Genomic DNA, 24,668 nt, shown 5'->3' on the forward strand with positions numbered 1-24,668 from the left:
TCAAAACTTCTCCTGCACCACGTCGGGGCGTACCCGAACGTGGAGCACGGCCGGCCCGGTCAGCGGCAGCACCTCGTCGAAGGCGGCCTGCGCGCCCGCGTCGTCGGTGACGGTCCACGCCGGCACCCCGAGCGCGCGGGCCACCGCGGCGAGATCCCGTTCGGGGAACCGGGCAAGTTCCGGGTCGACCCCCCGAGGGGCGAGCTTGCGCACCTCCGCGCCGTACGCGGCGTCGTCGAGCAGCACCAGCAGCACCGGCGCACCGACCCGGGCCAGAGTGTCCAGCTCACCGAGCCCGGTGAGCAGGCTGCCGTCCCCCTCGAAGGCGACCACCGGCCGGTCGGGACGGCCCACGGCCGCACCCACCGCGAACGGCAGCCCCACGCCGATGCTGCCGAACTCCCACGGCGCGACGAAGGACCGGTCGGTGGCGGCCGAGTCGAGCAGCAGGTTGGGCCAGCCGCCGAAGTGACCGACGCCGACCACCGTGGTCCGCTCGCGCGGCAGCCGGCCGGCGCAGATCCGGATGAACGCGCGTGGATCGATCCGGTCCGCCGTGCATTCGACGGCCAGCCCGGCGAACGGGTCGGCGACCGCCAGCTCAGCTGACAGGTCGGAGCTGCGCCAGTGCGGCCGGCGTACCGGCGCCAGCACCGCCGACACCGCCCGGGCCGTCTCACCCGCGTCGCCGAGCACCCCGGCGGTCACCGGCCAGCGCGCCCCGATCGCCGCCGGGTCGACGTCCACGCTCACCACCACCGCGTCCGGGAAGAGGGCACCGTGGTCGGCGGTCCACCTGTTGAGCCCGGCCCCGAAGGTGACCACCAGGTCCGCCCCGGCCAACACCCGCCGGGTCAGCGGCCGGGACAGCCCGCCGGCCACCCCCAGGTCGTACGGGTGCCCGGCGAACAGGCCGGCGGCCATCAGCGTGGTGGCGAGCAGGGCCCCACTGCGGTCGGCGAGTTCCCGGATCGCGGCGGCGGCCGACTCTGCGCCCCGGCCGGCGAGCAGCACCGGACGCTGCGCCGCACGCAGCCGTCGGGCCAGCGCGTCGACGTCGGCGGGATCCGGCACGAGCGGTCGCGGCGCCCGGGGCGGCACCGGCGCCGGCCCGACCGGGCCGGGCGGCACCGCCTCGTCCGCGAGATCGATCGGCACGTTCAGCACCACCGGGCCGGGCAGCTCGCGGGCCGCCCGGAACGCCAACCCGACATCGCGTACGGCGGTCCCGGCGGCGGCGACCGGCACGAAGGTGCCCGCGGTGGCCAGCGCGTACGGCTGCTGGTCGAAATGCTGCACGTGCAGCGGGTCACCGGGCGGAGTGTCGCCGGCGATCAGGACCAGCGGGGTACGGGCCTGCCGGGCAATGGTCAGGGCCGCCCCGGCCACGGCCAGCCCGGGCCCCTGGGTGACGGTCGCGACCGCGCACCGGCCGGTGGTGCGGGCGTACCCGTCGGCCATCATCACCGCGGCGTTCTCGTTGCGGGCCGCGACGAACCGCACCCCGTGCCGGTGCACCAGGTCGGCGACCAGGAACATGTTGGCGTCGCCGAGCAGACCGAAGACGGTGTCGACGCCGTGCGCGACGACGGCGTCGGCGATCGCCTCGAAGACCTTCACCGTGCTCCCCCGTCCAGGTAGCCGCCGGGCGGGCGCAGCGCCACGCTCAGCGCGCCGAGGTAGGAGTCGTTGGCCACCGCGTCGAACCGGGGCCCGGCCAGCCGGGCCGCGCGCTTGGTCATCGACCGGCCGACCGCCGAGGTGGCGAGCAGCCGGTCGGTGATGCCGGTGACGGCGGCCGGCAGTCCGTCGGCGTCGACCACGGCCGTGACCAGACGCAGGGCCAGCATGTCGGCCGGTTCGACCCGCTCGCCGAGCAGCAACCAGCGCTTGGCCAGGTCGGCACCGACCAGATCCGCGAGGATCGCCATGCCGCTCCAGGTCAACGGGATGCCGAAGGTCACCTCGGGAAAGGTGAAGTAGGCGCTGTCGGCGGCCACCCGCAGGTCACTGGCGAGCCCGAGGACCGCGCCCGAGCCGATCGCCGGCCCGTTGAACGCGGCGACCGTGGTCTGCTCCAGCCGGTACCAGCGCTCCACCAGGTCGGCGGTGCGCCGCTGGACGTACATGGTGGTTTCGGCGTCGAGGCCGGCCAGCTCGTGCAGGTCGGTGCCGGCGCAGAACGCCGTACCGTCGCCGGTGAGGACCACCACCTCGACCGTGCGGTCGCGGCCGAGTTCGTGCAGCACGTCCTCGAAGCGGGCGAGCATACGCAGGTCGAAACTGTTGCGCCGGGAGGGCCGGTGCAGGGTCACCCGGGCCAACCGGCCCGAGCGGTGCAGCAACACGGACTGGTCACTTGTCATGTCGACTCCGAGGTCAGCAGGGTTCGATCGACCAGCGCGGCGGCATGGCCGACGTACGACACCGGATCGAGCAACCCCGCCAGTGAGGTGCCGGGCAGCGCGGCGGCCACCTGCGGATCAGCCCGCAGCACCTCGGCGAACGGCCGGTTCTGCTCCAGGCTGTCGCGGACGATCCGCATCACCAGGTGGTGGGCCTGCTCGCGGCCCAGCGGCTCGGCGAGGCGCAGCATCACCGCCTCGGAGAGCACCAGCCCGCCGGTCGCGTCCAGGTTTGACCGCATCCGGTCCGGGTTGACGCCGAGGTCACCGAAGACCTCGACCAGCCGTTCCAGGGCGCCGCCGATGAGGATGAAGCACTCCGGCAGCAACTTCCACAACGTCATGCCGACGCCCATGTCCCGGTCGTCCTGGGCGACCATGGTCTGTAGCGCCAGCGGCACCTGGGCGCGCAACGTGCCGGCCGCGGCGATCACCGCCTCGCACCGGATCGGATTGCGCTTGTGCGGCATGGTGCTGCTGCCGACCTGGGTCGCCCGCTGCGGCTCGTACGCCTCGCCGACCTCGGTACGACCGAGGAAGTAGATCTCCCGGGCCAGCTTCTCGGCGCTGGCGGCGACCAGCCCGAGGACCATCAGGCACTCGACGAACCGGTCCGACGTGGCGTGCCACGGGGTGTCCGCGACACCGAGACCGAGTTCGTCGGCCACCGCGCGTTCCAGGGCGAACGCCTGCGACCCGTACCCGGCCATCGTGCCGGCCGCCCCACCCATGCTGGTCACCAGCAGTCGTTCGCGCAGCTGGGCCAGGCGGGCCCGGTGCCGTTGCAGCTCGCTCTGCCACACCGCGCAGCGCAGGCCGAACGTGGTCGGCAGCGCCTGCTGACCGTGGGTGCGGGCCGGCATCGGGGTGGCCCGGTGACGCAGGGCCAGCCGGCGCAGGATGCGTACCAGGTCGTCGACCTGGCGCTGCACGACATCCAGCCCGGCCCGGGCGCGCAGCACGAAGCCGGTGTCCATCACGTCCTGGGTGGTCGCGCCGAGATGGACGTAGCGGCCGGCGTCACCGGAGCAGGCGTCGGTCAGTGCCCGGACCAGCGGCACGAGCGGGTGCACGGTGTCGGCGGCCCCGGCCGCGAGCACCGCGGTGTCGAGCCGGTCGAGCCGGGCCGCGTCGGTGATCGCCTGGGCCGCCGCCGACGGGATGATGCCGAGGCCGGCCTGGCCACGGGCCAGGGCCGCCTCGACGTCGAGCCAGGACTGCATCAGCTGGCGGTCGTTGAAGATCCCACGCATCTCGGCGTTGCCGAAGAAACTGGTGACGGTCAACGAGTCCAGAAAACACGAGCCGAGCTGCATCAGCGTTCCTCCTCGCCGGTGAGCAGGCCGAGCGCGGCGCGCCGGTCGACCTTGCCGGACGGCAGCAGCGGCAGCCCCGGCACCGTACGGATCAGCGTGGGCACCTTGTGCCGGGCCAGCCGGGCGGCGGCCAGCCCGGTGAGCCGGTCCGGGTCGATCTCGGCGCCCGTGACGGCGACGACGAGGGCGCCGATCTCCTCACCCCAGCGCGGCGACGGCACGCCGAGTACGCACACCTGGGCAACGGCCGGGTCGTCGAGCAACGCCGCCTCCACCTCGGCCGGGCTGACGTTCTCACCGCCCCGGATGATCAGTTCCTTGACCCGGCCGGTGAGGGTGAAGATCCGGTCGGTGCCGAGCACGCCCAGGTCTCCGGTTCGTAGCCAGCCGTCGGAGGTGACCGTGGCGCGGGTGGCAGCCGGGTCGTCGACGTAGCCGGCGGTCACCGACTCGCCGCGTACCAGCAGCTCACCGGGACAGCCGGTGGACAGCTCGGTCCGGGTGCCGGGGGCGACGACGACGGCGCACAGGTCCGGCACGATCCGGCCGACGGTGTCGCCGGGACGGCCGCAGCTTCCATCACCGGGGTCGACGCTTATCGTCGGTCCGGCCTCGGTCTGCCCGTAGACCACGGCGATACGGTCCAGCCCGAGCACCCGCCGGGTGCGGGCGAGCAGCGCCGGTGCGCAGGGCGCGCCGCCGAGGAAGCCGACCCGCAGCGAGGACAGGTCGAAGCGGTCCGGGGCGGCCTCGACGGTGTCGGCGAGCATCGTCGCCATCGTCGGCACCGCCTGGAGCACCGTGCACCGGTGCCGGGCGATCTGGGCCAGCACCGGGCCGGACCGGAACCGGCGTACCGACACCCACAGTGCCCCGGTGACCAGGGCCAGGACGGCGCCACTGCCGAGACCCGCCGCGTGTGCCAGCGGCAGCGGCGAGGCGATCCGGTCGCCGGTGCCGAGACCGGCGGCGTCGGCAGTCCACCGCGCGTTGACGATCAGGTTGCGGGCACTGAGCGAGACCATCTTGGCCGGACCGGTCGAGCCCGAGGTGAACTGGATGTTCAGGGTGGCGTCCGGGTCCGCGGCCGGGGCCGGCACAGCGTCGGTCCAGCCGGGCAGTCCGACCAGGTCGTCGTCGAACGCGTGCCAGCCGTCGGGGCGGGCGTCGGACGGCAGCCCGGCGACGGCCTGCGCGGCGGTGGCCGGGCCGTCGCGGTCCCGCACCTGGTTGGCGACGAAGAGCCGACGCGGTCGGCTGCGGGCCAGTGCCGCGGTCAGCTCCGGGGTGCTCAGACCCGGATGCAGCGTCACCAGCGCGGCACCCCGCCAACTCGCGGCGGCCAGCAGGACCAGCCAGCCCAGACTGTTCTCGGCCCACACCGCGATCCGGTCGCCGCGACCGACCCCCAGCGCGGCCAGCACCGCCGCTGCCCGGCCGGCCAGGTCGGCGAACTCACCCGCCGACACCGGTCGGTCCCGCTCGTCGAAGACGTAGAGCGGACGGTCCGGTTCCCGGGCGGCGCGGTCCAGGACGATGGCGTCGAAGGCGGAGGGGATCACCGGGTCACTCCTTGACGAGCAGCAGGTTTCCGTGGTTGTCGACGGTGGCGGTCCAGCCGACGCCGACCACGGTCGTGCTGCCGTTCTCCCGGATGACCGCTGGACCGGACACCGCGCCGCCGGGGGCCAGCTCGGTACGCCGCCACACGGTGGCGTCGACCCAGCCGTCGGCACCGTAGATCCGGGTCCGTTCGGGCTGCGGCGCGGCCCCGGCCGGGGGCGCGAAGCGTACGGCGGGCCGGGGACCGAACGCGGTCAGCCGGCAGTTGACGATCTCGGCCGGATGCCCGGACCGGGCGTACGCGTACCGCTCGGCGTAGGCGGCGTGGAACATCGCCACCAGCTCCTCGGCGGTCGCCGGCACCTCCTCGACGGGTACGGCGAGGTCGAAGGACTGCCCCCGGAACCGCATGCCGACCGACAGGCCGAACGTGACCTGGTCTGGTTCGACACCGTCCTCCGCCTTGAGCTGCGCCCGCGCGACGTCACGCAGTTCGGCCACCACGGCGCGTACGGCACCGAGACCCGTCTCGTCGGCGGGCACCAGCACCGTACGCACGTAGTCGTGCCGGGCCTGGGCGGTGACGAAGCCGAGCGCGGAGAAGTTGCCCGGCACCGGTGGCACCAGTACCCGGCGGATGCCCAGTTCGTCGGCGAGCACGGTGGCGTGCATCGGGCCGGCCCCGCCGAAGGGCATCAGCACGAAGTCCCGAGGGTCGTGACCGCAGGCGACCGAGATCTCCTTGATCGCGCTGGTCATCTTGGTGGTGGCGATGGTGATGATGCCGTGGGCCAGTTCCAGGTCGTCGAGACCGAACTCGGCGGCGAGGCGGTGCACGGCGGCTCGGGCGGCGGTGACGTCGAGGCGTACCTCGCCGCCGAGGCTCTCCTGCGGATCGAGGTGGCCGACGACCAGATGCGCGTCGGTGGTCGTCGGCTCGGTGCCGCCCCGACCGTACGCGGCCGGACCGGGGGTCGAGCCGGCGCTGCGTGGCCCGATCCGCAGTTCGCCGCCCAGGTCCCGCCAGGCGATCGAGCCGCCGCCGGCACCTATCGTGTTGATCTCGACCTGGAAGGTGCGGTTCGGGTAGCCGGCGATCTTCCCGTCGTTCGTCATCAACGGGGTGCCGTTCTTGATCAGACAGACGTCGGTGCTGGTGCCACCGATGTCACAGGTGATCACGTTCGGGTAGCCGGCCAGCCCGGCGACGTGGACGCTGGCGGCGACTCCGCCGGCCGGACCGGACAACGCCAGGTTGATCGGCAGCCGGCCGGCCTCCTCGGTGGAGACGATCCCACCACTGCTGGTCATGATCGACAGAGGGTGGGCGTAGCCGCCGGCCGCGAGCGTGGTGCCGAGCCCGCGCAGGTAGTCCGCCACCGTCGACCGGACGCTGGCATTGAGCACGGTGGTGGTGAACCGCTCGTACTCGCCCTGCTCCGGCACCACGTCGGAGGAGATCGTGCAGACCAGACCGGGGTAACGCTCGGCCAGCCGGGAGGCCGCCGCCCGCTCGTGCGCCGGGTTGCGGTAGGAGTGCAGCAGGCAGACGGCGACCGCCTTCGGCCCGGCGGCGGCCACCCGCTCCAGCACGGCGTCGAGGTCGGCGCTGTCCAGCGGCTGCACCACGCTGCCGTCGGCGCCGATCCGCTCCCGCAGCACGTGCCGCAGCCGACGCGGGGCCAGCGGCGGACGTCCCGCCTCCTTGACGCTGTAGAGCTGTGGCCGATGCCCCAACCCCATCTCCAGGACGTCACGGAAGCCCGCCGTGGCCACCACGCTGACCGGCTCACCGGAGCCTTCCAACAGCGCGTTGGTGACCCGGGTGGTGCCGTGGACGAACCGGTCGACCTCGTCGAGGCGTACGCCGAGCTTGGCCAGGCCCTCGAAGATGGCCGCCGCCGGGTCGTCCGGCGTGGAGAGGGTCTTGGCCTCGGCGAGCCGGGCGGTGGCCGGCTCGTACACGATGACGTCGGTGAAGGTGCCACCGATGTCGACGCCGATGCACAGCATGGCGAGCCTTTCGCTAGTGGTGGGCGCGCGGAATGGGGCGCGACGTGGCCGGGCCGCCCGCCGGGGCGGCCTGGTCAGAAGGTGACGCCGTAGCGGCGCAGGGTCCTGCTGCTGACCATGCGCAGGATCCAGTCGAAGAGGTAGCCGAGCATGCCCAGGGCGATGATGCCGACGAAGACCCACTCGGTCTTGGCGTAGTTGCGGGCGGTCCAGATCAGCGAACCCAGGCCGCTCTGCGCCGCCACGATCTCGGCGGAGACGATCGTCAGGAAGGAGTTGCCCATGGCCAGCCGAGCACCGGTCACGACGTGCGGCACGGTCGAGGGCAGCACCACCGAGACCAGCGTGCGAACCGGACTGGCGCCGAGGGCCCGGGCCGCCCGCAGCCGCAACTCGTCGACCGACAGGACCCCGGCCAGCGTGTTGAGCGCGACGATGAAGACGGTCGTGTAGAAGATCAGCGCGACCTTCGACGCCTCACCCGGGCCGAGCCAGATGATCGCCAGCGTGACGAAGGCGATCGGCGGCACGAACCGGAAGAACTGGATGTACGGGTCCAGCATCAACCGCAGCCACGGCACGCAGCCCATCAGCAGCCCGACCGGTACCCCGATCACGACGCCCAGTCCCCAACCGGTCAGGATCCGGGTCGACGAGGCGCTCACCGAACTCCACAGCGTGCCGTCCTGGACCAGTTCGACCGCGCCGCGCCAGGTGAGCAACGGCGACGGCAGGAAGAAAGCCGTGTAGTTGCGGCTGACCAGGTCCCAGATGACGATGCCGAGCGCCACCGACAGGACCGACAGCCCGACTCGGGTCAGCCGGGGCCGGCTCCGGCGGCGGCGGGCCGGCTCGGGCCCGGTCCGGCCGGTCCGCTCGGCGACGGTACGGACGTCCACGCTCATCGTCGCGTCCTCCTGTCCTCGTCGGCGGGCCGGCCGCCGTCGCCGCCGGCATCCGGCCCGTCGTGCCCGTCGTCGAGGCCCTGGGCGCGCAGGGTCCGGGCCACCTCGGTGCCGATGTCCTCGCGCAGCTGACGGAAGAGCGCGGCGCTCGCCGGGTCGGTCAGGTCACGGGGCCGGGGCAGGTCGCACGGGTAGACGTTCTTGATCGCCGCCGACGGACCGGCGGTCATGGTGACGATCCGGTCGCCGAGCAGGATCGCCTCGCCGATGTCGTGGGTGACGAACACGATCGTCGCGCCGGTCTCCCGCCAGATCCGGTCGAGTTCGACCTGCATCACCAGCCGGGTCTGCGCGTCCAACGCGCCGAACGGCTCGTCCATCAGCACGACCGACGGTTCGTTGGCCAGCACCCGGGCCAGCTGCGCACGCTGGCGCATGCCGCCGGAGAGCTGGCCGGGAAACCGGTCGGCGCTGTGACTGAGCCCGACCATGGCCAGGTAGCGGTCCACGGCGCTGGCCCGCTGCGCCTTGCCGACGCCGCGCATCCGCGGGCCGAAGTCGACGTTCTGGCGTACGGTCAGCCACGGGAAGAGGGCCTCGGCGCTCTGGAACACCACCCCGCGCGACACGTCGGGGCCGGTGACCCGCGCACCGGCGCAGGTCACCTCCCCACCGACCGGCTTGACGAACCCGGCGATCGCGTTGAGCAGCGTGGACTTGCCGCAACCGCTGGGGCCGAGCAGGCAGACGAACTCCCCACCGGCGATTTCCAGGTTCGCCTGGCGGACCGCCACGAAGTCGTCGAAGCGGATGTCGACGTCGCGTACGGACACCGGGGAGCCGGAGCGGTTCACACCACTCCCCTGACCATGACCGCCGCCGGGTCGGCCTTCTGGTCCACGATCTTGCTGTCCTGCTGGAACTGGGCGATCTCGTTGTAGCGGGCGATGTCCTCGTCGGTGAAGTCCCGGACCTGGCACTGGACACCTTCGAGGAGGGCCTGGGCCTCCGCCGCCGGCACCTTGATCGCCGCCTCGGTGACCGTGCCGGCCTTGGCCGGGTCGGCGGTGAGCTGCTCGCACGCCGTCGCGATGGTGTCGACGACCTTCTTGGCGGTCTCCTTGTTGGCCTCGTACCAGGCGCCGTCGACACCGATGATCAGGTTGTAGACGTAGCCGATGTCCCCGCTGGTCAGCAGCACCGTGCCGCCGTTGGCGACGCCACGCGACGGCCACGGCTCCCACATGATGTAGCCGTCGACGTCGCCGCGTTGCAGCAGTGCCGGCATCTCGGCGGGCGAGGCGTTGACGAACTCGACCGCGTCGCGGCTGATGCCCTCGCTGTCGAGCACCTTGTTGGTGGCGTACTCGTTCACGGTCCCCGGCACGACGCCGTACTTCTTGATGCCGGCGACGTCGGTGATGCCGGACCGGGCGACGAGCTTGATGAAGCTGGGCGACTGGGAGAAGACCGCGAGTCCCTTGATGTCGCCCCGGGTCGCCCGGTTGAGCAGGCTCGACTCGGTGCTGGCGGTGACCTGGCCCTGTTTGGCCAGGATGGCGTCGAGCCCGCCGGTGCCCTCCTGGTACTGGGTGACGGTCACGTTGAGGCCGGCCTGCTCGAAGAGGTTCTCCTGGTTGGCCAGGTAGATCGGCGAGTACGCCGGGTCGACGCCGACGCCGAAGTTGACGGCGGCGGAGGGGGCGGCGCTGTCGCCGTCGGGCTCCCCGGAGGACTGGTTCTCGGAACACCCCGCCACGGCGACGGTCATCAGCAGGGCTGCGGCCGCGGCCCGCACTCGCATTCTCATGGCTACCCCAGACTTCAGCGGCTCATATTGTGGTCTTGGTTGCTTAATATGGGACGCTACTGTGAGGCGGTTTACAACGTCAAGAGTTTCGGCCACTGGGCTCTCGACACAGACAGTAGCCAGATTCCGCCGTACGGCCCCAGTTCGCTTGCCCCGCATCGAGGAGACACCGACCGTGGAGTGCCTGAACAACCCAGTTGATGCGGCGAATCCGAAATCTCGGCCAGCATCAACACCGCCGGAGCTAGTAACTGAACGTGTCGGACCCGCGATGGCGTCCCGACTCTGCGCACCGAACTGTTACCCGCGAACGACGACCGAGCGGACGTGGACCGTCACCGACACGATCCTCTACGCCCTCGGCGTCGGCGCCGGGCAGGCCGACCCCGCCGACGAACTGCGTTTCACCACCGAGAACTCCACCGGCCACCGGCACGCCGCGCTGCCGACCTTCGCCACCCTGCTCGCCGCCGAACCGCCGTATCTCGGCGAACCGGCCGTCGTCCGGCACGCCGGTGAGACGCTGACCCTGCACCGGCCGTTTCCACCGACTGGTCGGGCCCGCACCACCGCCAGCGTCACCGGCGTGTACGACCAGACCCGCGGGGCCCTGGTCCACCACCGCTCGGAGATCCACGGCGTGGACGGCGCACCGCTGGCCACCGTCGAGCGGGCCATGTTCGTCATCGACGCGGGGCGGTTCGGCGGACAGCGTGCGCCGGTCACCGCCTGGGAGCGGCCGGCGGGGCAGCCCGATCACACCGGCCACCATCAGATCCGCGCCGACCAGGCCCTGCTTTACCGGCTCAGTGGCGACCGCAACCCGCTGCACTCCGACCCGGCCGTGGCCCGCGCCGCCGGGCTGCGCGGGCCGGTGCTGCACGGGCTGTGTACGTACGGCTTCGCCGCCCGGACGCTGCTGCACGCAGTGGCCGACGGGGATCCCGACCGGATCCACCGGATCACCGCCCGGTTCAGCGCGCCACTGTTTCCCGGCGACACCCTCAGCGTGCTGGTGTGGCGGCGGCCGGGTGGTGCGCTCTTCCAGGCGGTCGACGGTCAGGGCCGGCTGGTCCTCGACCGGGGCGCCCTGGAACTGCACCGCCGGCCGGCGTGAAGGACGACCGGCCGGATGCCGCCTCCGACGACCGCTACGGGACCAGGACGATCTTTCCCACGTGCTGCCGACGGGCGAGTTCCTCCTGGGCGTCTGCGGCCTGGTGCAGCGGGAAGGTCGCCGCGATGACGGGTGCGATCTCACCTCGCCGGGCCAGGTCCATCAGGAGTTCGAAGTGTGCCGGGCTGTGCATCGCGGAGCCGATCAACTGCGCGTTGTGCAGATAGAGGCGGCGCACGTCGAAGGCCACCTGGTAGCCGCCGAGCGCGCCGGCGATGACCCACCGGCCACCGTCGCGCAACAGGGGCAGACCCTCGCCCACGAGGTCGCCGGCGACGACATCCAGTCCCACGTCGATGCCCTCCGGGGCGATGGCGCGAACCTGCTCGACGACGTCCTGCGCGCGGTCCACCACGTCGTGCGCTCCCGCCCCGCGCACCGCGTCAATCTTCTCCCCGCTGCTGATGGCCAGCACCCGCGCGCCGCGCGCCCGCGCGATCTGCACCAGCGCCAATCCCACGCCGCCGGAGGCTCCCGAGACCAGGACGGTCTCCCCGGCCCGCAGCCGGCCCCGCTCGATCATGCCCAGCGCCGTGCCGTACGCCGTCGGCAACGCCGCGAGCTGATCGTCCGCGAGCGGCGACTCCGTCATGTCGTGCACCTGCCGCGCCGGTGCGGTCACGTACTCGGCGTAACCGCCGTCGCGTTCGCTGCCCATCAGGCCGACCGGGTTCGCGTCCGGCCCGTCGGCGTCGTAGATCGCCGGATCGACCACCACCCTGCGACCGACGAGGCTCGCGTCCACGCCGGGCCCCACCGACACGACCCGGCCGGCCACGTCGGCACCCTGGATGCGGGGGAACTCGATCGGCCCCCGCCAGCCCGACCGCGCCTGCGGGTCCCCCGGGCGACCGTAGGCACCCTCCCTGGTCCACAGGTCGGTGTTGTTCAGCGCCACCGCGCTGACTCGGATCAGCACCTCCCCCGCCGCCAGGGCGGGCACCGTCACCTCCGCCTCGGTCAGCACGTCCGGTCCACCGTGCCGGGTGATCCGCACGGCACGCATGGTCGTCGGCACCGCCATCAGCCTGCCCCCCTCCGCAAAGTACACTGATCTGTGAACCACCCAGCGTACAGCGATCGGTGAGGAGGAGCCCCAGATGCCGGAAACGCGGTTCCGCACCCCGGCTGGCCAGCGCATTCTTGCGGCTGCCGAGGAGCTTTTCTACGACCGCGGGATCACCGCCGTCGGCGTGGACCTCATCGCCGAGCACTCGGGTCTGACCAAGCGGACCCTGTACAACCAGTTCGGCTCGAAAGACCACCTCGTCTCCGCGTACCTCACCGAGCGCGACCGACGCTGGCGGTCGCTCGTCCACGACACCGTCGACGCGTGCGACGATCCGGTCGCGGCGGTCACCGCACCGTTCGACGCGCTGCGGACCTGGAGCAGGACCAACACCCGCGGCTGCGCGTTCATCAACGCGCTGGCCGAACTGCCGGACCCGGCGCATCCCGCCCACCGCATCGCTGCGGACCAGAAGCACTGGCTGCTGGATCTCTTCAGGGAACTCGCCGCCGCGGCGGGCTGCGCACAACCCGCCACCCTCGCCACCCGGCTCCTCGTGCTGCACGAGGGCGCTCTCGCCACCCAACCACTCGCTCTCGACACGCTCGCGGAAAGCACCGAGCTGGCCCGCAGCCTCGTTCGCGCCAGTCTCCGGACCGGCGGACCGGAAGGCACGCACCGATGATCCGGACCGTTCCGCTGGCCCATGACGTCGATGGCGTCGGACCACTCCTCGTCGCGATCCATGGCATGACCGAGGACCGCCGTTCCTGGGCTCGGGTGCCGCTGGCCGCGCACTTCCGTACGGTCCGCGTCGACCTGCGCGGCCATGGCACCTCGCCACGAGTGCCGCCGTACGACCCGCTGAGCATGGCCGACGACCTCCACGAACTCGTCCGCGCCCTGGGAATCGAGCAGGATCCCCTGGTCGTGGGGCACTCTTTCGGTGGGGTGGTGGCCACTGCGTACGCCGCCCGTTTTCCGACGCGCGGTGTGGTCACCGTCGATCAGACACTCGACGTGAAGCCGCTGCCGGCACGGGCGGCCAGGGCCCTACGAGGGGAAGGTTTCGCCGCGTTCATGACGTCGGCGTTGGCCAGGATGTACGGGCAGCTGGACACCGCCGTCGCCGGAGAGATCAGCAAGAACCGGACGCTGCGCCAGGACGTACTGCTCGGAGCATGGGCGCCCCTGCTCGACCTCGAACCGCCGGAACTGGCCGCGTTCATGGCGAACGTGATGGCGATGCGGCAGCCCACACCCTTCCTGTCGCTACACGGCCTACCCGTGGCCGACGATTATCCGGCCTGGCTGGGCAGTCGAATTCCGGTGCGGTCGTCGAGATGTCGCCCACCGTCACCCACTACCCCCACCTGGCCGACCCGTCCTGGTTCGTGCAGCGGCTGACCGCCTTCGACAGCACCCTCGGGCGCTGACATCGACGTCAGTCGTCCCCGACGACCTTGACGTCCTTCCAGAACGCGACCCGGTCCCGGATCATCTCGGCCTCGGGCAGCGGCTGCGGGTAGTACCAGACCGCGTCCACACTGGTCCGCCCGTCGTGCTCCAGCGTGTAGTACGACGCGGTGCCCTTCCACGGGCAGACCGTGTGGGTGTCGGAGTCCCGCAGCAGGTCGTCGCGGAGCGCGGCGCGGGGGAAATAGTGGTTGCCCTCGACCACGACGGTGTCCGGGCTCTCGGCGATGACCAGGTCGTTCCAGATGGCTTTCGGCATGCGTCCAGACTAGGCCGGCCCGCGTCCCGGCTACGGCTGGCGCGGCACCTCGTGCAGAGTGACGGCGTCGAGCCGACCGTCGGCCAGGTCGGCGGTGAGGTATGTCGCGTACGGCTGGCGGCGCCGGTCAGTCGGCGAGCCGGGATTGAGCAACCGCAGGCCGCCGGGCGCCTCGCTGTCCCAGGGGATGTGGGAGTGGCCGAAGACGAGCAGGTCGCAGTCGGGGAAGCGCGCCGCGCACCGCCGCTCCCGGCCACTGGCCGGCCCGGTCTCGTGCACCACCGCGATCCGCATCCCGCCGACCTCCACGCGGGCGATCTCCGGCAGTCGGGCACGCAGGTCGGGACCGTCGTTGTTGCCGTAGACGCCGACCAGCCGGGCGCTGCGCCGCTCCAGGTCGTCGAGCAGGGCGGCGTCGACCCAGTCGCCGGCATGGATGACAAGGTCTGCGGCGTCGACGGCGGCCCACAGCCCGGGCGGCAGGTCCCGGGCACGTTTCGGCAGGTGGGTGTCTGCCATGATGACCAACCGCACCCGGTCAGGGTAGCCCCGCCCGACCCCGGCCAGCCCCGCGTCGGCCACCGCCGGCGAGGAGGTCAGACGCGACCGCGTACGAGCGGCAGGAAGACCTCGTCGACGATTTCGATCAGGACCTCGTCGGGGACCGACGGGGTGCCGCGCATCGCGTACTCGGCTCTCAGCAGCATCATCGGCGCGGCCGCGACCCGCGGGTGCACGGCCGTCGGCGGTGCCTCACCGCGGGCGACCGCGCGGTCGAGCATGGTCAGCCAGGCGCGGTCCATGGTGTCCGCGCCTGATCGTTCGCGCATCAGGTCGAGCAGCGCCGGGTCGTCCGCCGCTGCGGCCAGCAGGCTGCGCAGGACCGCTCCGTGCGGCGAGGACCACGTCTCGTTCGCCTGCCGCAGCATCTCGAGCGCGTCGCCCCGCAGGGTACCGGTGTCGGGGTTCGGCATCGCGACGTCGGAGAGGTGACGGTACGCGGCGACGCCCAACGCCGCCCGATGCGGCCACCGGCGGTAGATGGCGTTCTTGTTGGTCCCGGCCCGGGCGGCGACCCGGTCCATGGTCATCCCCGCGTAGCCGGACCGGCGCAGTTCCTCCGCCGCCGCCTGCAGGATCGCCCGTTCCAGTTCCTCGCCCCGGCGTCTGGTGCCCATTCATTGCAGGGTACTAGACGTACCCTGTAAGGTACGGCGCGTACCCTAGGGCGAGGAGATCCCGTGCGTGTCTTCGGCATGAACTACGACACCGGCTTCGTCAGCGCCGGCTCCACCACCCATGAGCCGTTCGACCCCGAGACCGTCCGGCGCGACCTGCGCGTCATCCGCGAGGAGTTGCACTGCGACGCGGTACGCCTCACCGGCGGCATCCAGGACCGGCTGGAGTTGGCCGCGCGATTCGCCGCCGAAGCGGGGCTCGAGGTGTGGTACTCCCCCTTCACCAATGGCCTCGACCGCGACGGGCTCAAAGCGTTCCTGCTCGACGGCGCCGAGCGGGCCGAGCGGCTCCGCCGCACCGGCGCCTCGGTCGTGTACCTCACCGGCTCCGAGATCTCCCTGTTCACCGACGGCTTCCTGCCCGGTCGTGACCTGGTCGAGCGGCTGACACTGTTCGCCGATCCGATGCGGATGCGGGAGGCGGTCCCGATTGCCCGAGCCGCCGTGCGCGACTTTTTCGCCGAGGTGATGCCTGCGGTGCGGCAGCGGTTCGGCGGCCTGGTCGGTTACGCCGCGATCCCCCTGGAAGACGTCGACTGGGCGCCGTTCGACATCATCGCCAGCGACGCCGGCTACCGTGACGCGACGAACGCCGCGGCATTTCCGCAGACCCTGGCCGCTGCCGTGGGGCAGGGCAAGCCGTACGCCGCGACCGAGTTCGGCTGCTGCACCTTCCGGGGCGCGGCCGACGTCGCGGGCGCGACGGAGCCGGTGACCTACGACGAGCAGGGCCGTGCCGTGCAGCTCACCACCAGCCTGGAACGGGACGAGGCGGGCCAGTCCCGCTACCTGCTGGATCTGCTACGCGACTACGAGCGTGGCGGTGTGGAGGCAGCGTTCGTCTACACGTTCGCGAACCGGCACCTACCCACCACCGGCGACCCCGCGCACGACTACGACCTGGCCGCGCGCGGCATCGTGCGGGTACTGCCCGACGGCTCGTGGACGCCGAAGGCCGCCTTTCACGCCCTGGCCGAATACGGTCGCGCTCGCGCGCAGACGTTGGAGCGGACCTGAGGAAGATCGGGCGGCGGCGAGCCTTGTTCCTCACGCGGCGTGATGCCCGATAGTCGTGCCATGGCGGAGCATCTGACCGTGGGACGGGTGGCGGAGCTGGCCGGCGTCAGCGTCCGCACCCTGCACCACTACGACGAGATCGGCCTCCTCGAACCGTCCACCCGAACCGCGGCCGGACACCGGGCCTACTCCGCCGACGATGTGGAGCGGCTCCGGGAGGTGCTCGCCTACCGGCGGCTCGGCTTCGGGCTGCGCGAGATCGCGGACCTGGTCGACGATCCGACCACGGACGCGGTCGCACATCTGTGCCGGCTGCGGGGTCTGCTGTTGGATCAGCGTGATCGCGCTGCCGCCATGGTGACGGCCATCGACCGGGAGCTGGAGGCACGGGCGAGGGGAATCAGGACGACACCGGAGGAGCAGCTGAAAGTGTTCGGGGCACAGTTGTATGACGCCATCGGAGCCGACTATCCCGCGACCCGACGCACCGAGCCGCGGATCGCCGCGCGCATCTGGGATGCGTTGGGTGACGCCCGGACGGTGCTGAACGTCGGAGCCGGCACCGGCTCGTACGAGCCGCCCGACCGCGACGTCACGGCGGTGGAGCCGTCGGCGGTCATGCGGGCGCTGCGTCCTCCGGGCGCGGCGCCGTGCGTGGCCGCCGCTGCGCAGAGTCTGCCGTTCGAGGACCAGTCGTTCGATGCCGCGATGGCGGTCAGCACCGTGCACCACTGGCCCGACCCGGTCGCCGGGCTGCGCGAGATGCGACGGGTGGCCCGCCGCGTGGTGGTGTTCACGTATGACGCCGACGACACCGGCTGGCGTCAACGATTCTGGCTCACCCGCGATTACCTGCCGGAGTTCGCTGACCTCCTCGTCGGGTGGCCGTCGCTGGCCGATCTGGCCAATGCGATCGGCGGGCGCGCCGAGCCGGTGCTCGTGCCGTGGGACTGCGTCGACGGGTTCTTCGAGGCGTACTGGCGTCGACCTGAGGCGTACCTGGACGAACACGTACGCCGCGCGGTTTCGGTGTGGGCCCGGGTCGGACCGCAGGCCGAGCAGCGGGCGGTCAGCAGACTCCGCGAGGACCTGTCCTCGGGTCGGTGGGCCGAGCGCAACCGCGACCTGGTCGCCCTCGACACGGCGGAGCTCGGTCTCCGCCTGCTCGTAGCCTGACCAGGATACGAGGGTGGAGCCGTCGCACACCTGGATCCGCCGAGCAGAAGATGTCTGGGGTGGGCGATAGCGTCGGCGCCATGAGCGTGCTCGACCGTCGCGCCCTCAACCGGGCGCTGCTGGCCCGTCAGCTCCTGTTGCAACGGCACGACATGCCGGTCGCCGACGCCCTTGAGCACCTGGTGGGGTTGCAGGCGCAGGAGCCGTTGGAGCCCTACGTCGGGTTGTGGAGCCGGCTGGCCGGTTTCCAGCCGGCGGCGCTGGCCGAGCTGCTGCTGAGCCGCCGGGCCGTCCGCACCCTGCTGATGCGCCGAACCCTGCACCTGGTGACCGCCGACGACTGCGTCACGCTCCGGCCGGTGCACCAGACGATGCTGGTCTCACGCATGTGGTCGACGTTGCGCCGGGCGCTGCCCGGCGTCGACCTCGACGAGCTGACGAAACTGGGCAGACCGTTGTTCGAGGAGCGGCCGCGCATGCTCACCGAGGCGGCCCGCGTGATCGCCGACCGTTGGCCGGGTGTGCAGGCGCGCACGTTGGGCGACGCGCTCAGCACGCTCGTGCCGCTCGTGCAGGTGCCACCGCGTGGTGTCTGGGGCCAGCGCGCCGCCGCGTACAACACCACCATCGAGACGTGGTTGGGTCGGCCGTTGGCGTCGACGTCGCCCGCCACCGTCGACGCGCTGGTCCTGCGCTACCTCGCCGCGTACGGCCCGGCGGCCACCGCCGACATCCGAGCCTGGTCCGGGTTGGGCGGGCTGCGGGAGTCCGTCCAACGGTTGCGCCCCTCGTTGCGGACGTTCCGCGACGAGCGCGGCCGCGAGTTGCTCGACGTGCCGGACGGCGCACTGCCCGACCCGCACACCCCCGCGCCGCCGCGGTTCCTGCCGGCGTTCGACAACGCGGTGCTCGGCTACGACGACCGCAGCCGCGTCATCGACGTCGAACATCGCGGGCTGAGCGTCACCGGCGCACGCTTCCTGTTGGTCGACGGACGGGTCTCGGGCACCTGGGCGGTCACCGCCGACGACGGCGCGGCGACGTTACGGATCACGCCGCTACGTACGCTCACGACGGACGAGCGCGACGCCGTCGTGGCCGAGGGCGAGAGCCTGCTGACCATGTTTCAGCCTGAGCCAAGCAACCCCAACCGCGTCTCGATCATTGACGCTTGACACCAGGATGGACGCGTTGACCCGGGCCGTTGTCCGTCCACTCCTGCCGTTGTCCGCGTCCCACGGGCAGTGACCACCCGCCACGGACGGTCGGTGGAGAAGCTCGCGCGGTGCCCGGTCGCGTCGCGGTGTGCGGCGGAGCCGGGACTGTCAGAATCGGACTCAAGAAGCCGGTACGCACTGGTCGAGGGGAAGACATGAGCGACTGGAACGACAAGGTCATCGCCGAGTTTCGCGCCAACGGCGGGCAGGTGGGCGGTCACTTCGCCGGCGAGCCGCTGCTGCTGTTGCACACGGTCGGCGCCAAGAGCGGCCAGCCCCGCGTACACCCGATGATGTACCAGAAGGTGGACGGCGGCTACGCCGTGTTCGCGTCCAAGGCCGGCGCGCCCACCAACCCCGACTGGTACCACAACCTGCTCGCGAATCCGCAGACGCGAGCGGAGATCGGCACGGACACGGTCGATCTGGTCGCTCGGGTCGCCACCGGGGACGAGCGGGAACGGATCTGGAGCGCGCAGAAGGCTGCGTACCCATTCTTCGCCGAGTACGAGCGGAAGACCACCCGCCAGATCCCCGTCGTCGTACTGGAACCCGCGCGGTAGCGGGCCAGGGGCGGGGCTCGGAAAGGTCGACACGTCCCGGTCACGATGCCGAGGTCAGAGGCCGGTCAGCTTCTCGAAGAGTTCGTTCGTCGTGTCGTAGTACCTCGTCGTCCGGCCGAGGCGCGTCATGCCGAGCCGCCGGCAGACGGCTTGGGAGGCATGGTTGTCCGGCTTCGTGACCGCGATGGCCCTCGTCAGACCTCGTTCGAACGCGTCGTCCAGGACCGCCGCCGCTGCTTCGGTGGCGTAGCCGTGCCCCCAGGCGTCCGGATGCAGGTGCCAGCCGATCTCGACATCGGTCGGGCGGCCGGTAGGTTCGCCAGCCGACAGGGGAATCGGTTTGAGCAGGAGGTTCCCTACCAGCCGGCGGTCCGTCGCGGTGGTGATGGCCCAGATCCCGTGGATCGGATCGTCGATGGCGCGTCGGCGTGCGATCGAGGCGAGGGCGTCCTCGCGGCTGTTCAGGAGTGTCGGCCGCGTGCCCAGGAACCGCACCACCTCCCAGCGCGACTCGAGATCCAGAAGGAAGTCGGCGTCCTCCTCGTGCCAGGGTCGCAGCAGCAGGCGATCGCTCGCGATGGTGCGCATCTGTCGCAACCTAGTGCTCCGGCCGGGGCCGAGGGGTGCCAGGGCGGGTGTCACTGTTGCCGGCGAGGCTTGGTGACAGTGCTGGCCACATATTCGGAGAGAATCTCGGCGAGGATGCGTTGCGCGTTCGCGAACTCTGCTGCGTCCTCGGGAGCGTCAAACGTGTAGGAGCAGGTGGCGAGGGTTTTCCAGAGGGCCCAGCCACGGCCGCGCGCCCACGTCGCATCATCCACCGACAGCCGGGCGCGGAATGCCTGCCGGCCTTCGACGGTCAGCAAGGTCCAGGCGATCGCCAGGTCGCAGGCCGGGTCACCGACGCCGCATGTCCCGAAGTCGATGACGGCCGCCAGCTGGCCGTCAGCAAGCAGAAGGTTGCCCTGGGCGATGTCCCCGTGGAACCACCGGTCGACACCGTCCCAGCGGGCGTCGAGTGCTGTCGCCCAGATCTCGCGCACCAGCTCGACATCGACGTGGTCGTCCAACTCCGCAAGCGCCTGCTCCACAATCTTGTCGTAGGTGCGCAGGGTGCCGCCCCGGAACCAGTTGTGGACACCCGGCTGCGGACCGCAAGCGGCATCGACGGACCGCAGGGCCGCCAGGAACTCGGCCAGGTCGACCGCGAATCGCGCCGGGTCGGCGATGCGGTCCAGGCTGGCCGGCTCGCCGCCGAGCCACCGGTAGATCGACCACGGGTAGGGATAGTCCACACCTGGCTGGCCTCTCGCCACCGGGGTGGGAATGGGCAGCGGCAGCCGGGCAGCGAGGGCCGGCAGCCAGCGATGTTCCTTGTCGACCGCCAGGGCGTACTCGGCGGCGCTGGGCAGACGCACCAGCAGGTCGGGACCGAGGTGGAAGGTCCAGTTGTCCCAGCCACCGTTGGCCACCGGCTCGATCGGGAGGTCGGCCAGGTGCGGGAACTGGTCGGCGACGAGCCGACGCACCTGTTCCGCGTCGACGGTGATGCGCTGCGGCACGGGGCCGAGATCCGGAACATCACTCACTGAGCCGTCCTCGTCTGACTATGGAGGTCTGAGCGCGATCTGGTACGCGAGCGACAGTAGCCCGCCGATCAGTCATCGAAAGTGGCGTACGGTGCGATGGCACCCGGTTGTCGGTGGGGATCGCCATGGATGAGCAGGATTTTTGGGTACGGCTGGAGTTCCGCATCTGCGCGGAGTTCCGGGGCTTCGAGGACCGGCACCTTCGGTGGTACTGGTGCGATGGTCTGGTGGCCGAGCAGTACGAGTTGCTGACCGCCGAACCGTGCATCCGTGGTCGGGCCTGGTGCGGGCCCGGCGGTCAGGAGCGTTGGCGGTTCGTGCTGCGCATCGGCAGAGGCGCGCGAACGCGTGCGGAGATCCCTTGGGCGGCGGTGCTGCCCAGCGAGCAGGCAACGGGATGGCTGTCAGCCGACCCGCGACGCAGGACCATACTGATAAGCCCTCCGGTCGGCTAGCCCTGTGCGACAGTGGTTCATGCCGTTGAGCAGGTACGACCTCAGAGCATCGATCGCGGTGTTCGACATCCAACTGGCGATCGGGTTCTACGAAGGCAAGCTCGGCCTTCAGGCATTGCAGTCCGGCCCCAGCGCCCAGATCGCCGACGGCAGCCGCATCTATGGTTGCGGTGGCAGGCCGGCGCTGAATGTCTACCAGTCGGTCACTGCCGGAAAGAGCCCCGCGACCCTGGCGACCTGGTACGTCGACGACATCGACCAGATCGTCGACGAACTCGTCTCGTCCGGCGTCGAAATGATCAGGTACGACCAGTTGGACCATGACGCCAGGGGCATCACCGCGCGGGCCGGCGGTGGACGCATCGCGTGGTTCCAGGATCCCGACGGCAACACCTTCGCCCTCGAAGCCGACACCTGACGGTCCGGCCACCGGCTGCCGGCATCCGGCGAGTTGGACCAGTGCGTGTCGGCACACCGACGGGGGCTACCGGTGGCGGTTGCGGGGGTGTTTCTTGGCCGTCCGCTCGTTGCCGTGTTTGTAGTTGCCGGTGATGCGCGCCATCAACTCCTGAGGATCTTCGGTGTTCACGTCGATCAGGAACCGGGCCGCAGCGGCACCCCGAAGCACGCCGGCCGGCCGGCCGTGATGGAGCAGTTCGACGTCACCGTTCTTGCGGAGGCGGTAGGTGAATCCCTCGGGTGCACCGGGCATCGCCGTATCGTCCCCGCCAGCCGCACCGCACGCGACCGAATTACGCCGCCGAGCCAGGCCCGGGCAGGCCCGGGTCGGGCAGGGTGGGTCGCAGCAAGCGAACGGCCGCGTACGGTCACGGCGACGGCCGGTGCGTCGGCTCCCAGAGCAGGGTCTGGCGGTGCTGGGTGAAGCCGTTGCGCAGGTAGAACTCGACCGCGCGGCGACCGGAGTGGACGGTCACGTGCAGCAGCCCCCGGGAGCGGGCCTCGGCCAGGATCGCGGCCATCAGCGCGCCGCCGATGCCGCGATTGCGGTACTCCGCACGGACCTCGACCGACTGGATGTCGCCGTACCAGCGCTCAAGCGCTCCGTTACCCGGCACCCGTTGCGCGACATGGAGCCAGGCGGCACCCACCACCAGTCCGTCGATCTCGGCGACGAACGGCAGGTGCGTCTGCGCGTGGGCGGCCACCCAGTCGGCGTACGCCCGGAGCGTGTTCCCGTCGATGCCACGTAGTTCCGCGAGCGCCGCCACGTCCGCCACGCCGGCCCTGCGTACAATCACCCGACGGATTCTAAGAGCGGTGTGGCCGCTGCTGAGTGGCGGTCTGGGATGCTACGTCCATGCCTTCCTACCCACCCACCTTCGCCGACCAGGTCGTCGCACAGCCGGCCAAGGCCCAGTTCGAGGCGTTCATCGACGAGCACCGCAGGGCGCTCACCAACTGCCTGGACGGGCTGACCGAGGAGCAGGCACGCCGCTCGTTGGTGGTTTCCCGAACCACGCTGCTGGGCCTGGTGAAGCATGCGACATTCGTGGAGAAGGTCTGGTTCGACGAAGCCGTCACGTGCCGGTCGCGCGCTGAGATCGGCATTCCGGCGACGCCGGACGAGTCGTTCGTCCTCGACGACGGCGACACGATCGCCAGCGTCCAGCAGGCGCACCGCGAGGCCTGCGCGGCGTCACGCCAGGCGACGTCGTCCCTGGATCTGGACGACACACTGCGCGGCAACCGACGGGGCCCGCTGCCGCTGCGCTGGGTGTACCTGCACGTGCTGCGCGAACTCGCCCAGCACTGTGGGCACGCCGACATCCTCCGCGAGCAGCTGCTCAACGAGTAACCCGGGAAGCCGGCTGGGTAGGGATACTCAGCGGGGACCGTGCGCGGGCTCAGGTGTCGACGCCGCGGCGTCGACAGGATGTCGTCATGGCCGAACTGCCACACCGACACCCTGCTCTGCGTACCGCCGATTCTCCCTTGCCGGTCGTGGCCGCGCGGGCCCGGCAGGCCGTCCTGGCGACCCTCGGCCGGCTGGTCGCCGCGCTGAGCCGGCTCGCCGGCCGCCACCCCGCCGGGTGGCGGTGGCTGGCGCGGCGGCACCACCCGTTCCTGGACCGGCTGGCCGCGGCGAACGCGGCGGCGATCTGCGTACGAGCCGCCCGGCAGGTACCCGCCTACCGGGCCTTCCTGCGGGCCCGCCCCGCCGGTAACCGCCGCCGACTCGGCGACTTTCCGGAGACCGACAAGCTCCGCTACGTCACGGCCCACGACGCCGCCGCGCGCTGCTGGCGGGGACGGCTGCCCACCCGTGGGGTGGTGGTCGACGAGTCGGCCGGCTCGTCCGGGCAGCCGTTCAACTGGCCCCGGGCGGAGCGGGAACTGCGCGCGGTGCACCGCGACATCGCCGGCTACACCGGGCTGGTGTTTCCGATGCGCCGACCGTTCGTCATCAACGCCTACTCGATGGGCGCCTGGGCGACCGGGACGACGACCGGCGCCGCGATGGCCCGCATCGCCGTGGTGAAGAACACCGGCCCGGACCTCGGGAAGATCGTCGACACGCTCCGTGAATTCGGTCCCGACTTCGACTACCTGGTGACCGCGTACCCGCCGTTCCTGAAACACCTGCGCGACCGGCTCGACGCCGAGGGCTTCCCGTGGTCGCGTTACCGCATCTTCGCCAGTTGCGGCGGCGAGGGAATGACCGAGGCGCTGCGCGACTACCTGGAGCAGCGGTTCGCGCTTGTGCGTTCGGCGTACGGTGCGTCGGACCTGACCATCGGCATCGGTGCGGAGACCCGGCTCACGGTGTGGCTGCGACGGCGGTTGCAGACCGACCGCGCCCTGCGGACCGCGCTGCTCGGCACCGACGAGCAGCGGCTGCCGATGGTGTTCCAGTACAACCCGTTCAGCACCTACCTGGAGACCAACGAGCGGCGGGAGCTGGTCTGCACGGTCACCACCGACGTGCTGCAACCCCGGTTGCGTTACAACATCGGGGACGAGGCGCTGCTGGTGCCGTACCGGCGGATCGTCGAGCTGGCGCAGGCCGACCCGGTACGCGGGGCCGAGTTCCGCACCGCCGTCTCCGCCGAGCGGATGACCCTGCCGGTGCTGCTGCTGTTCGGACGGCGCGATTCCACTGTCTCCTACCTGGGGGCCAACCTCTACCCCCAGGACGTCGAGTACGGCCTCTACACCGGCAATCCGCACGCCGCCGAGATCAACCGCTTCTGTCTGGCGTTGGTCGAGGACGCGGCGCTGGAGACCCGGCCGGTGATCCACCTCGAACTGCGCCGCCCGCTGGCCGCCGCGCAGCGCGACGCGCTCGCCGCCGCGTGCCGCAGCGGCGTACGCCGGCATCTCACCTCGGTCTCCCGGGACTTCGCCCAGTCCCTCGTGGAGGACCCGACCGCCGGTGACCTGCGAGTGGAGTTGCACGAACCCGGCAGTGGCCCGTTCGCCGGGCAGCAGAAGATCAAGAACGTCTACCTGGTGAGGTGA

General features: G+C 71.3%; 27 protein-coding genes. 11 read left to right on the plus strand and 16 right to left on the minus strand.

The genetic code is table 11. The features are described from left to right. The 8 genes from ACN26Z_RS19600 to ACN26Z_RS19635 form a co-directional block, all read right to left on the minus strand. Complete coding sequence (locus ACN26Z_RS19600; protein WP_421462690.1) at positions 1–1,620, minus strand: thiamine pyrophosphate-binding protein; 1,620 nt, start codon at positions 1,618–1,620, stop codon at positions 1–3. Further along, positions 1,617–2,366 (minus strand): enoyl-CoA hydratase/isomerase family protein, encoded by a 750-nt coding sequence (locus tag ACN26Z_RS19605; protein WP_232511382.1) that lies wholly within the window; start codon positions 2,364–2,366, stop codon positions 1,617–1,619. Before ACN26Z_RS19605 ends, ACN26Z_RS19600 begins: the two co-directional genes overlap by 4 nt. Beyond that, positions 2,363–3,721, minus strand: coding sequence for an adenylosuccinate lyase (gene purB / locus ACN26Z_RS19610; RefSeq protein ID WP_282238039.1), 1,359 nt, complete (start codon positions 3,719–3,721; stop codon positions 2,363–2,365). The genes ACN26Z_RS19605 and purB overlap by 4 nt, the downstream gene beginning before the upstream one ends. Next, complete coding sequence (locus ACN26Z_RS19615; protein WP_421462691.1) at positions 3,721–5,283, minus strand: class I adenylate-forming enzyme family protein; 1,563 nt, start codon at positions 5,281–5,283, stop codon at positions 3,721–3,723. Before ACN26Z_RS19615 ends, purB begins: the two co-directional genes overlap by 1 nt. Positions 5,284–5,287: 4 nt before the next feature. Then, positions 5,288–7,297: a hydantoinase/oxoprolinase family protein gene (locus ACN26Z_RS19620; RefSeq protein ID WP_421462692.1), complete on the minus strand. Its 2,010-nt coding sequence runs from the start codon at positions 7,295–7,297 to the stop codon at positions 5,288–5,290. A 74-nt stretch (positions 7,298–7,371) separates the two neighbouring features. Next, positions 7,372–8,202: an ABC transporter permease gene (locus tag ACN26Z_RS19625; protein WP_282238036.1), complete on the minus strand. Its 831-nt coding sequence runs from the start codon at positions 8,200–8,202 to the stop codon at positions 7,372–7,374. Continuing rightward, the gene (locus ACN26Z_RS19630) at positions 8,199–9,056 is read right to left on the minus strand and encodes an ABC transporter ATP-binding protein (protein ID WP_421462693.1); all 858 of its coding nucleotides are present in this window, start codon (positions 9,054–9,056) and stop codon (positions 8,199–8,201) included. The genes ACN26Z_RS19625 and ACN26Z_RS19630 overlap by 4 nt, the downstream gene beginning before the upstream one ends. Continuing rightward, the gene (locus tag ACN26Z_RS19635) at positions 9,053–10,012 is read right to left on the minus strand and encodes an ABC transporter substrate-binding protein (protein ID WP_093408704.1); all 960 of its coding nucleotides are present in this window, start codon (positions 10,010–10,012) and stop codon (positions 9,053–9,055) included. The genes ACN26Z_RS19630 and ACN26Z_RS19635 overlap by 4 nt, the downstream gene beginning before the upstream one ends. Positions 10,013–10,283: 271 nt before the next feature. Here ACN26Z_RS19635 and ACN26Z_RS19640 point away from each other — a divergent pair, with 271 nt between their 5' ends. Next, the gene (locus ACN26Z_RS19640; protein ID WP_421462694.1) at positions 10,284–11,129 is read left to right on the plus strand and encodes a MaoC/PaaZ C-terminal domain-containing protein; all 846 of its coding nucleotides are present in this window, start codon (positions 10,284–10,286) and stop codon (positions 11,127–11,129) included. A gap of 34 nt (positions 11,130–11,163) precedes the next feature. Here ACN26Z_RS19640 and ACN26Z_RS19645 read toward each other — a convergent pair whose 3' ends face one another. Continuing rightward, positions 11,164–12,207 carry a zinc-binding dehydrogenase gene (locus tag ACN26Z_RS19645; RefSeq protein WP_421462695.1) on the minus strand — a complete coding sequence of 348 codons (1,044 nt, stop codon included), beginning with the start codon at positions 12,205–12,207 and terminating at the stop codon, positions 11,164–11,166. Between the two features lie 82 nt (positions 12,208–12,289). Here ACN26Z_RS19645 and ACN26Z_RS19650 point away from each other — a divergent pair, with 82 nt between their 5' ends. Continuing rightward, complete coding sequence (locus ACN26Z_RS19650) at positions 12,290–12,883, plus strand: TetR/AcrR family transcriptional regulator (protein WP_421462696.1); 594 nt, start codon at positions 12,290–12,292, stop codon at positions 12,881–12,883. Next, on the plus strand, positions 12,880–13,605 hold the full coding sequence (locus tag ACN26Z_RS19655) for an alpha/beta fold hydrolase (RefSeq protein ID WP_421462697.1): 726 nt from the start codon (positions 12,880–12,882) through the stop codon (positions 13,603–13,605). The genes ACN26Z_RS19650 and ACN26Z_RS19655 overlap by 4 nt, the downstream gene beginning before the upstream one ends. A gap of 37 nt (positions 13,606–13,642) precedes the next feature. Here ACN26Z_RS19655 and ACN26Z_RS19660 read toward each other — a convergent pair whose 3' ends face one another. The 3 genes from ACN26Z_RS19660 to ACN26Z_RS19670 all read right to left on the minus strand — a co-directional run bounded on the left by ACN26Z_RS19660 (position 13,643) and on the right by ACN26Z_RS19670 (position 15,111). Next, complete coding sequence (locus tag ACN26Z_RS19660; RefSeq protein ID WP_282238030.1) at positions 13,643–13,933, minus strand: DUF427 domain-containing protein; 291 nt, start codon at positions 13,931–13,933, stop codon at positions 13,643–13,645. A gap of 30 nt (positions 13,934–13,963) precedes the next feature. After that, on the minus strand, positions 13,964–14,467 hold the full coding sequence (locus ACN26Z_RS19665) for a metallophosphoesterase family protein (protein WP_421462698.1): 504 nt from the start codon (positions 14,465–14,467) through the stop codon (positions 13,964–13,966). A gap of 62 nt (positions 14,468–14,529) precedes the next feature. Beyond that, positions 14,530–15,111, minus strand: a complete 582-nt coding sequence (locus tag ACN26Z_RS19670; protein ID WP_421462699.1) for a TetR/AcrR family transcriptional regulator — start codon at positions 15,109–15,111, stop codon at positions 14,530–14,532. Between the two features lie 63 nt (positions 15,112–15,174). Between ACN26Z_RS19670 and ACN26Z_RS19675 the strand changes: the two genes are divergently transcribed. The 4 genes from ACN26Z_RS19675 to ACN26Z_RS19690 all read left to right on the plus strand — a co-directional run bounded on the left by ACN26Z_RS19675 (position 15,175) and on the right by ACN26Z_RS19690 (position 19,144). Next, complete coding sequence (locus ACN26Z_RS19675) at positions 15,175–16,188, plus strand: hypothetical protein (RefSeq protein WP_421462700.1); 1,014 nt, start codon at positions 15,175–15,177, stop codon at positions 16,186–16,188. Between the two features lie 60 nt (positions 16,189–16,248). Beyond that, positions 16,249–17,364 (plus strand): MerR family transcriptional regulator, encoded by a 1,116-nt coding sequence (locus ACN26Z_RS19680; RefSeq protein WP_421462701.1) that lies wholly within the window; start codon positions 16,249–16,251, stop codon positions 17,362–17,364. A gap of 80 nt (positions 17,365–17,444) precedes the next feature. After that, the gene (locus ACN26Z_RS19685; RefSeq protein ID WP_421462702.1) at positions 17,445–18,539 is read left to right on the plus strand and encodes a winged helix DNA-binding domain-containing protein; all 1,095 of its coding nucleotides are present in this window, start codon (positions 17,445–17,447) and stop codon (positions 18,537–18,539) included. Positions 18,540–18,736: 197 nt separating this feature from the next. Beyond that, positions 18,737–19,144 (plus strand): nitroreductase family deazaflavin-dependent oxidoreductase, encoded by a 408-nt coding sequence (locus ACN26Z_RS19690; RefSeq protein ID WP_421462703.1) that lies wholly within the window; start codon positions 18,737–18,739, stop codon positions 19,142–19,144. A 54-nt stretch (positions 19,145–19,198) separates the two neighbouring features. Here ACN26Z_RS19690 and ACN26Z_RS19695 read toward each other — a convergent pair whose 3' ends face one another. Further along, positions 19,199–19,732, minus strand: a complete 534-nt coding sequence (locus tag ACN26Z_RS19695) for a GNAT family N-acetyltransferase (protein WP_421462704.1) — start codon at positions 19,730–19,732, stop codon at positions 19,199–19,201. 50 nt (positions 19,733–19,782) lie between these two features. Further along, entirely contained in the window at positions 19,783–20,733 is a 951-nt protein-coding gene (locus ACN26Z_RS19700; protein WP_421462705.1) for an aminoglycoside phosphotransferase family protein, read from the minus strand. A 125-nt stretch (positions 20,734–20,858) separates the two neighbouring features. Between ACN26Z_RS19700 and ACN26Z_RS19705 the strand changes: the two genes are divergently transcribed. Next, positions 20,859–21,188 (plus strand): hypothetical protein, encoded by a 330-nt coding sequence (locus tag ACN26Z_RS19705; protein WP_421462706.1) that lies wholly within the window; start codon positions 20,859–20,861, stop codon positions 21,186–21,188. A gap of 4 nt (positions 21,189–21,192) precedes the next feature. After that, positions 21,193–21,606, plus strand: coding sequence for a VOC family protein (locus ACN26Z_RS19710; protein WP_421462707.1), 414 nt, complete (start codon positions 21,193–21,195; stop codon positions 21,604–21,606). A gap of 66 nt (positions 21,607–21,672) precedes the next feature. Here ACN26Z_RS19710 and ACN26Z_RS19715 read toward each other — a convergent pair whose 3' ends face one another. Further along, the gene (locus ACN26Z_RS19715) at positions 21,673–21,900 is read right to left on the minus strand and encodes a hypothetical protein (protein WP_210934804.1); all 228 of its coding nucleotides are present in this window, start codon (positions 21,898–21,900) and stop codon (positions 21,673–21,675) included. A gap of 115 nt (positions 21,901–22,015) precedes the next feature. Next, positions 22,016–22,447 (minus strand): GNAT family N-acetyltransferase, encoded by a 432-nt coding sequence (locus ACN26Z_RS19720; RefSeq protein WP_421462710.1) that lies wholly within the window; start codon positions 22,445–22,447, stop codon positions 22,016–22,018. A 59-nt stretch (positions 22,448–22,506) separates the two neighbouring features. On the opposite strand from ACN26Z_RS19720, the gene ACN26Z_RS19725 reads away from it, so the two are divergent. Together ACN26Z_RS19725 and ACN26Z_RS19730 are read left to right on the plus strand one after the other, a co-directional pair. Beyond that, positions 22,507–23,004 carry a DinB family protein gene (locus ACN26Z_RS19725; protein ID WP_421462711.1) on the plus strand — a complete coding sequence of 166 codons (498 nt, stop codon included), beginning with the start codon at positions 22,507–22,509 and terminating at the stop codon, positions 23,002–23,004. A gap of 86 nt (positions 23,005–23,090) precedes the next feature. Further along, positions 23,091–24,668 carry a phenylacetate--CoA ligase family protein gene (locus ACN26Z_RS19730; protein WP_421462713.1) on the plus strand — a complete coding sequence of 526 codons (1,578 nt, stop codon included), beginning with the start codon at positions 23,091–23,093 and terminating at the stop codon, positions 24,666–24,668.

Source organism: Verrucosispora sp. WMMD703 (assembly GCF_049178935.1).
Classification (GTDB): domain Bacteria; phylum Actinomycetota; class Actinomycetes; order Mycobacteriales; family Micromonosporaceae; genus Micromonospora; species Micromonospora sediminimaris.

Coding starts and splice junctions, on each gene's coding strand:
- ACN26Z_RS19620 (WP_421462692.1), bottom strand. CDS start 7,297: ATGCTGTGCATCGGCGTCGACATCGGTGGCACCTTCACCGACGTCATC.
- ACN26Z_RS19650 (WP_421462696.1), top strand. CDS start 12,290: ATGCCGGAAACGCGGTTCCGCACCCCGGCTGGCCAGCGCATTCTTGCG.
- ACN26Z_RS19680 (WP_421462701.1), top strand. CDS start 16,249: ATGGCGGAGCATCTGACCGTGGGACGGGTGGCGGAGCTGGCCGGCGTC.
- ACN26Z_RS19685 (WP_421462702.1), top strand. CDS start 17,445: ATGAGCGTGCTCGACCGTCGCGCCCTCAACCGGGCGCTGCTGGCCCGT.
- ACN26Z_RS19655 (WP_421462697.1), top strand. CDS start 12,880: ATGATCCGGACCGTTCCGCTGGCCCATGACGTCGATGGCGTCGGACCA.
- ACN26Z_RS19640 (WP_421462694.1), top strand. CDS start 10,284: ATGGCGTCCCGACTCTGCGCACCGAACTGTTACCCGCGAACGACGACC.
- ACN26Z_RS19705 (WP_421462706.1), top strand. CDS start 20,859: ATGGATGAGCAGGATTTTTGGGTACGGCTGGAGTTCCGCATCTGCGCG.
- ACN26Z_RS19635 (WP_093408704.1), bottom strand. CDS start 10,012: ATGAGAATGCGAGTGCGGGCCGCGGCCGCAGCCCTGCTGATGACCGTC.
- ACN26Z_RS19730 (WP_421462713.1), top strand. CDS start 23,091: ATGGCCGAACTGCCACACCGACACCCTGCTCTGCGTACCGCCGATTCT.
- ACN26Z_RS19725 (WP_421462711.1), top strand. CDS start 22,507: ATGCCTTCCTACCCACCCACCTTCGCCGACCAGGTCGTCGCACAGCCG.
- ACN26Z_RS19695 (WP_421462704.1), bottom strand. CDS start 19,732: ATGCGCACCATCGCGAGCGATCGCCTGCTGCTGCGACCCTGGCACGAG.
- ACN26Z_RS19625 (WP_282238036.1), bottom strand. CDS start 8,202: ATGAGCGTGGACGTCCGTACCGTCGCCGAGCGGACCGGCCGGACCGGG.
- ACN26Z_RS19670 (WP_421462699.1), bottom strand. CDS start 15,111: ATGGGCACCAGACGCCGGGGCGAGGAACTGGAACGGGCGATCCTGCAG.
- purB (WP_282238039.1), bottom strand. CDS start 3,721: ATGCAGCTCGGCTCGTGTTTTCTGGACTCGTTGACCGTCACCAGTTTC.
- ACN26Z_RS19605 (WP_232511382.1), bottom strand. CDS start 2,366: ATGACAAGTGACCAGTCCGTGTTGCTGCACCGCTCGGGCCGGTTGGCC.
- ACN26Z_RS19690 (WP_421462703.1), top strand. CDS start 18,737: ATGAGCGACTGGAACGACAAGGTCATCGCCGAGTTTCGCGCCAACGGC.
- ACN26Z_RS19715 (WP_210934804.1), bottom strand. CDS start 21,900: ATGCCCGGTGCACCCGAGGGATTCACCTACCGCCTCCGCAAGAACGGT.
- ACN26Z_RS19660 (WP_282238030.1), bottom strand. CDS start 13,933: ATGCCGAAAGCCATCTGGAACGACCTGGTCATCGCCGAGAGCCCGGAC.